This window comes from Bradyrhizobium altum, assembly GCF_020889705.1.
Taxonomy (GTDB): Bacteria; Pseudomonadota; Alphaproteobacteria; order Rhizobiales; family Xanthobacteraceae; genus Bradyrhizobium; species Bradyrhizobium altum.
In genome coordinates this window covers 1-1,262 of record NZ_JACMYP010000550.1, presented here as the reverse complement: position 1 = coordinate 1,262, position 1,262 = coordinate 1, and the positions used below count along the sequence as shown (strand labels likewise).

General features: G+C 60.5%; 2 protein-coding genes. Both read left to right on the top strand.

What is annotated here, in order from left to right; genetic code table 11:
- The coding region (locus tag H8B02_RS47300) for a heterodisulfide reductase-related iron-sulfur binding cluster (RefSeq protein WP_249795579.1) at window positions 1–798 on the top strand (798 nt) is incomplete at its 5' end.
- A gap of 140 nt (window positions 799–938) precedes the next feature.
- Window positions 939–1,262: hypothetical protein (locus H8B02_RS47295; protein WP_229172514.1), on the top strand; the 324-nt coding region annotated here is incomplete at its 3' end.

Genomic DNA, 1,262 nt, shown 5'->3' with positions numbered 1-1,262 from the left:
CTGCCGCCGCCGGGTCCGGCTGCGGGAACCGTGTTTGCGGCGACCGGCCGTCGGCGTGGACGGGTCGCGCTGCTGCAGGGCTGCGCCCAGCAGGTGCTGGCGCCACGCATCAATCAGGCTGCGATCAACGTGCTGACCCGGCACGGCGTCGAGGTGGTGCTGGTCAAGGACGAGCAATGCTGCGGCGCGTTGACCCATCACATGGGACAGGACGCCGACGCGCTGGCGCGCGCACGGGCCAACATCACGGTGTGGCAAAGGGAAGCGGACCAGAACGGGCTCGATGCCATTCTGGTGACGACCTCGGGCTGTGGGACAGTCGTCAAGGACTACGGCTACCTGCTGCGCGAGGACAAAACATTCGCCGAGCCGGCCGAGCGAATCTCGGCGCTGGCAAAGGATATCACCGAGTATCTCGCTGGCCTCGAGCTCGCGCCTTCAACGCAGAAAGGCGACATCACCGTCGCCTATCACTCGGCTTGTTCGTTGCAGCATGGACAGAAAATCACTCAACTTCCGAAAGAATTGCTTTCCAAGAATGGATTCGTGGTGAAAGATGTGCCCGAGAGCCATTTGTGTTGCGGTTCGGCGGGGACCTACAACATTCTCCAGCCCGATATTGCGAGCAGATTGCGCGATCGCAAGGTCGCCAATATTGCGCTTGTCAAACCGGACATGATCGCTGCGGGCAATATTGGTTGCATGGTTCAGATTGCCGGCGGTACGTCAGTTCCTGTGGTGCACACGATTGAGCTTCTCGATTGGGCGACAGGAGGTCCCCGGCCAGGATTGAATTGATCGACTGCCATTCGAGCATGATCCGGACCCCAGCCTTGCCCTGACGCAAACTGAAGGACCGGCGCTTCCCTGCCACAGACGCGAAGCGATCGCGCGGCCTTCATGCCCGACAAGCGAAGTGGAAGGTGCCTCTCCTCGAGGTGCAGCTGCTGACCGGCAAGCGATCACTTCAATACGCGGTGGACTCAAATCAGCGGCAACAGGAGGACCACGATGGCGAAGTCGAAGAAGGCGAAGAAAAGCAAGAAGGCCAAAAAGGCCAAGAAGGCGGTAGCGGCGAAGAAGAAGTCCGCGAAGAAGTCGGCCAAGAAGACTGCGAAGAAGGCCGCGAAGAAGTCTGCGAAGAAATCGGCGAAGAAGTCAGCCAAGAAGACCGCCAAGAAAGCTGCGAAGAAGGCTGCTCCGAAGAAGGCCGCGCCCGCGAAGCCGGCTGCGAAGAAGGCCGCCAAGAAGAGCGCTCCGAA